This window comes from Orenia sp., from assembly GCF_055140805.1.
Window position 1 is genome coordinate 1 of the sequence record NZ_JBSQYM010000170.1, and the last position, 5,746, is coordinate 5,746.

Annotated in this window: 4 protein-coding genes; all 4 read left to right on the forward strand. The window is 32.8% G+C overall.

From position 1 onward, the window contains the following. Nucleotides 1–290: 290 nt before the first annotated feature. The 4 genes from ACTCDL_RS13520 (at nucleotide 291) to ACTCDL_RS13535 (ending at nucleotide 5,272) form a co-directional block, all read left to right on the forward strand. Entirely contained in the window at nucleotides 291–782 is a 492-nt protein-coding gene (locus ACTCDL_RS13520; protein WP_463177845.1) for a hypothetical protein, read from the forward strand. A 32-nt stretch (nucleotides 783–814) separates the two neighbouring features. Continuing rightward, nucleotides 815–1,657, forward strand: a complete 843-nt coding sequence (locus ACTCDL_RS13525; protein ID WP_463177848.1) for a hypothetical protein — start codon at nucleotides 815–817, stop codon at nucleotides 1,655–1,657. 16 nt (nucleotides 1,658–1,673) lie between these two features. Continuing rightward, nucleotides 1,674–4,325, forward strand: a complete 2,652-nt coding sequence (locus ACTCDL_RS13530) for a hypothetical protein (RefSeq protein ID WP_463177851.1) — start codon at nucleotides 1,674–1,676, stop codon at nucleotides 4,323–4,325. Nucleotides 4,326–4,432: 107 nt separating this feature from the next. After that, complete coding sequence (locus ACTCDL_RS13535; RefSeq protein ID WP_463177857.1) at nucleotides 4,433–5,272, forward strand: L,D-transpeptidase; 840 nt, start codon at nucleotides 4,433–4,435, stop codon at nucleotides 5,270–5,272. Nucleotides 5,273–5,746 lie beyond the last annotated feature (474 nt).

The window sequence follows — 5,746 nt, forward strand, 5'->3', positions numbered from 1 at the left end:
AATTAGCTATGGGTTTTAACCCGTAGCTTCTGTAGGACTCATAATATCGCCACAGGTTAAAACACTGTGGCTAATGATTCTTTTTCGCCGTATATATAGTTGTATTGAAATACTTTAGTAACCAATAACAAGTGACGGGTAATGAGCAAAGAGATCTTCTCGTTACTTGTTACTGGTCTATTATATTATTTATTCTTATTAGCACAAAGCATTGATATGAAATGCATTTATAATAAATAGTTCAGACTCTGTTCTTAAGAAAGATTGTTAATTAGGATAGGAGGAGTTTCATGAAGAATAATTTCTTTGGAAAATATTTAATATTTGCTCTATTAATTATAACTTTTTTAGTTCTTGTTTATCCTCAAAGAACTGAGGCAACAGATATCAGTGTATCTGGTAGCTGGTCAGAAACAATTAATGCTAATGACTTAATCGATGGTGCAGGAAGTGATTTGCTAAGTACTTATCAAAATAGTGGGGGAGATATCTCTTTAACCCTTAGCAATGGTAGTAGTAATTGGCGAGTTGATGTTAAACGAAGTGATACAATCTGGTCTAGTAATTTTAGTTTGGAAGTTAGAAGAGTTTCTAGTGGCAGTGGAGGAACAGTAAGTGGTGGTACGACTTATCTAACTATTAGAACAATTGATTCAGAATTTTTCACAGGATCAGGCAGCCCTAGTGGGGTTGATTTACAACTTAGGCTCAGTGGGGTCTCTATTGCTATCCCTGTTGATATCTACAGTACTACAATCACTTATACAGTGGTTGATATTTAAAAGAGAGGATGTGAATTAGATTGTGTTGGAATTTGCTTAGAAATCTATGGATAGTAGCACTTTTTATTATGATATTTTTATCTTTGAGCATTAAAACAGCCTATGCCAATATAAGCTTGATAAGCCAAATGACTCAGAGTTTTGATGTAATAGAAGGAGAAAGCTATCAAGGTTTATTGAAACTTTATAATAATGGTGATCAAGTCCAAGATGTCCGTATTTATCAAACAGATTATCGCTTTGATGCTGAAGGACATTCTTTTTATGAGAAAGCTGGCACCTTAGCCCGTTCAAATGCTGGCTGGATTGAAATTAATAACTCAATAGTAAGTGTTCCTCCAAAAGAGAGTATCAATCTTCCTTATAGGATAATCATTCCAGAGGATAAGAACCTTGTTGGGACCTATTGGAGTATGATTATGGTAGAGCCACTTCCTATAAGAGACTCTACAGGGTCTGCTAATTCTTTAATGGAAGAAGAGCAAGATGTCAAAATTGGAGTAAAACAGAGTTTTCGCTATGGGGTACAGATTGTAACAAACCTTGGTGATGACGGGAAGTATAAACTAAATTTCACTAATTCAAAGCTGAGATATGATGAGAAGAGAGATGGATATATCTTTCAAGTTGATTTAATAAATAAGGGAGAATATTGGCTAAGTCCTGTGGTGTGGATGGAGATCTATGATGATTATGGTAGTCAAGTTGGTAGATTTAAGGGGAGGCAGTTACGGATTTATCCAGATACTTCTATCAGACAACAGATTAGAGTGGCTAAACTAAGAGCAGGTACTTATCAGGCGCTTTTAATAGCTGATAACCAAGATGACAATATTTTTGGAATTCGATATACCTTAAAGGTAACTGAGCCTTAATTAGGAGGCTATACCTATGGAGAATAAATTTATTTTGATAATTTCAATCATGTTCATATTGGCTAATATGATTTCAATTGTATCAGCCCAAGAAGCCCCCTTGCTAATTAAAGTATTAACTCCTTCTATTGAAAGCTTACCAGGAGAACCAGCCACTTTATTATTTAGATTAACTAATATAGGAGAAGAAGAATTATCGCTTCTTCCCCAAGTAGAGCTTCCCAATAGGTGGGAGCTTTTAGTACCAATCGAATCAGTTGAAATTGCTCCAAAGGACTCTAAAGTTATCTTATTATCGATTAAAACTCCTACTGAGCTTAGGGCAGGTGACTACTCAATTCCTGTTTTTTTAAAAGGAAAGAATCAACTTCAATTCTCTAAGTTTGAATTTAAAGTGTCAGTACCTATAGTAAAAGAAATTAAGCTTACTCCACTTAATGCTCCCCAATATACCTTAGCCCAGCCCTATACTGCAAAATTTTTAGTACAAAATACAGGTAATACCCCACAGGATATTAACTTAATTCTAAAAGAGAACCTAAATATTCCCAGTAGAATTGAGCCTAACTCTGTTTATCTTGATGCTGGAGATTCTATTATTATCAGGGTTAAAGCTGATGTTCCTAAAGATATTACAGCATCAGTTATCCACCGCTTGCAGCTTATTGCTCAAAATAAAGAGGATATTAAGGTGAAGGATATTACTAAGGTTTCGGTTGAGATTATCTCTGTAATTTATTCTAAAGAAGAGTTGTATCATACTCTTCCTGTAGAGATGACATTCAGTAATGAAGATACTTTTGATTCAAATCAAATGGAATTAAGATTAATAGGGGGTGGGCAGTTATCAGATAAAGATTCAGGAAAGATATCCTTAGATATCAATAAAAAAAGCCAATCTATTAAATATATACATCCTGATTTTTTTATAGCAGTTGGGCATCAGAATTTCTATCTTTCTCCCCTTACAGAAGATGGTGACAAGGGTTTTGGGATTGATTTTAAGGCTATGAATAGAAGGTGGAAGTGGAATCTAAATCGTTATAAGAATAGTGATGGTGACAATAGGCTGGGAGCAAGTCTTGCTTATCAATTCAATCAGAACTCCAATTTATCATTACAATTATTAACTCAACCAGAATTAGGAGACCTTTTAAGTTTACGGAGTAATCTTTCTCCAACTAAGAACTTTGATGTTGATTTAGAACATGGAAGACAGCTAGAATCATCTGCTGAAGATTCATCTAATGCATCAAGGTTGAAAGCTAGTCTCTCTAATGAGTTTTTATATACTAATCTTAAATGGCAGAGAAAGGATATAGGTTATCGAGGGATAGATAGTAATCAAAGAAAGCTTAATCTACATGGTGATATTCATTTTTTTAATCCACTCCGTCTTAATTTCAATTTTACAGACTATATCAAATATAAAGAGACAGGTCCAACTACTTATCATGATAGAAATTTTAATATAGCTCTGGCTAAGAGTTTAGAAAAAAATTATTGGAATCTTAAATATAATTATTCAGATAGCTTAGATTTAGAAGAGTTAGAACAGATTGATCAATATAGCCAGTCTATTTATCTTACAAATAAGAGATACTTGAGTAAAGAGCGTTGGCTCTATCAAAGGATAGGAGCTATGGAAAGCTTTGATAGAAGGAATAATGAGAGGGATATATTAGCTCTCTATGATTTGAATTATCACATTCCATATCAAGAAGATAGTTTAGAGCGTTATTTAGAGATAGCAGTACCATTAAATAGTAACTCTAAAAAAGAGCTTGGTTTTGGTTTCCGGCGTGCTTATAAGATTAATGATTATCTTAAATTATATTTAAAGATGAAGGTAGAAGATATTTTTAGTGAAAGATATTTGGTATCTGGAGAATGGGAATATAAATCTTTGAATAAATGGAAGTTAACTGTTGAAAGTAGAGTTAGATGGTCACCCAAACTTGATAAGTCAGATTTTAAAGTAAATGTTGCTTACAAAATTCCTTTTAATCTACGGCTAGGACATCGTTCTGATATTGGTCAGCTTTCAGGATATCTTCTAGATGAAAGTGGAAATGGGATTTCTAATGTATTAGTACGATTAGATGGCTTAACGGTACTGACAGAAAGTGATGGTTACTTTGAATTTCCTGCTGTTGCTACGGGAGTCCATTACCTTACTGTGCAATCAGATAAGTTGGGAGCAAATGACCTAATAATTCCTAGACTTCCTTGGAAGGTAAAGATTGATTCTGGTCAGAAGATAGAACAGAATTTGAGGGTTATGAAAGGGGCAAGTTTGAAGGGAAGACTAAAAATGATTAAAGCAACAGAATCTACTTTAGAAGCAGGTGGAGTTTTTGGTCAAGGGTCTGAGGAAGATGATAGGAACTTTGTTAAAGGTATAATGATTGAGCTTGTTAATGAAAAGCAAAGCTATCGCTATATAACTGATGCAGAAGGAAGGTTTCACTTTGATTATTTAGTGCCAGGAGAGTGGACACTTCGAGTTTATAGAAGTGGCCTACCAAAGTCATATAAAATTAAACCCCAAGAGAGAAAAGTAAGACTAGAATCTGCTGAGAATAGAACTATCGAAATTAAGATTATAGCAACTCTACGATCGATTAATATGATAGAGGGAAAAATACTGGAGGTTGAACCTGATTGATCTTGATTGGAGTCTGTCACCCATTCTTTTACATTATTAACCAAATGAATGAGAGGTACATATAATATATAGAGGTTAATTTAATTGAAGAAAGGGGTGAAATTAATATGAATTTAAAAAATAATTTAATTAAGATATTACTGTTATTATTAATTATTATTTTTTTCACCTTACTAACTATAATAGTTATAGATTATCTATTTGAAGGTAGGGTAGATAACTCAGCTCCAATTACAGATAAGAGTGATTATGATAATATCAACCAGTATCTTAAAGATAGCAAATATAATAATTTAAAAGTTTTAAATAAAGCTCCTAAGTTAAAGAATCTAAATAAGTTGAGGACAGCTCTATTATTATATTTAGAAGACCACAATCAGTTACCAGATAAATTAGAAGATTTAGTAGGGAAATATCTAATTAATATTCCTGTAGAAACTATATCAAATAGCAATAGAGTTACCAATACTTTAGACTTTTCAGGTGGATGGTATTACAACTCTCAGATTATGCAAAGTGAACTTAATAAGATTATTGAGAAGAGCTTACAAGTAAATATAAAGCATAATTCTAGTTTAGATACAAGTTTTCAGCCAAGTCGAATTTTAGTTGATAGAAGTCAATATAGATTATATATGGTTCGAAATAGCAAGGTAATAAAGAGTTATCCCATTGCTATAGGAGCAAAGGAAAGTCCAACTCCAGCTGGGGAGTTTAGAATTAAAAGTAAAGCAATTTTGAGTGGTGAACAAAGAGAGATATATGGTAAGTATTGGATAGGGATTGATTTATGGACTAAAGGAGGAGGATATGGAATTCATGCAACTACTGACTCTAAAATAGATATTACTAAACAGAGCTCAAAAGGATGTATCAGGATGAAAAAGGATGATTTAAAGGAGTTATATGATCTAGTTCCCCTTAGGACAAAGGTGATAATAAAGTAGAATAGAAGAGACTATGATTTAAAAAGATTATAATACAAATAGTCAGTAGGGCAAATAAAGCTAAAGGGGTATTTTTATTTAATTTAAATTTTACCATGGTTATAATATAGTCATCCAACTTTAAAATGAAACAATAGAAAGATAAAGCGACACTTTCGTGTCTTATTTAACAGTGTACAGTGGTTTACACGAAGAGTCTTATATTTTAGACTCGTAGGGACGGTTGACAGTTAAGTTCAAAAGCACTAAAAGCCCTTAAAGTATAGGGTTTTGTCTTTTTACTGTAAACTGTCCACTGTCAACCGTCATCTATGGATATAAAGTGTAATAAAAGACTAAAGATCAAAAGCTAAAGATTAGTAGCGAATTAACACAAATTAGAGATTAAAAGATTAATTAATCTTTTAGTTTTATTCGCGTAAATTCGGTAGATTCGTTGCTGAAAGTTATCTTTTAAGGTTTTTAGTTAAGAAC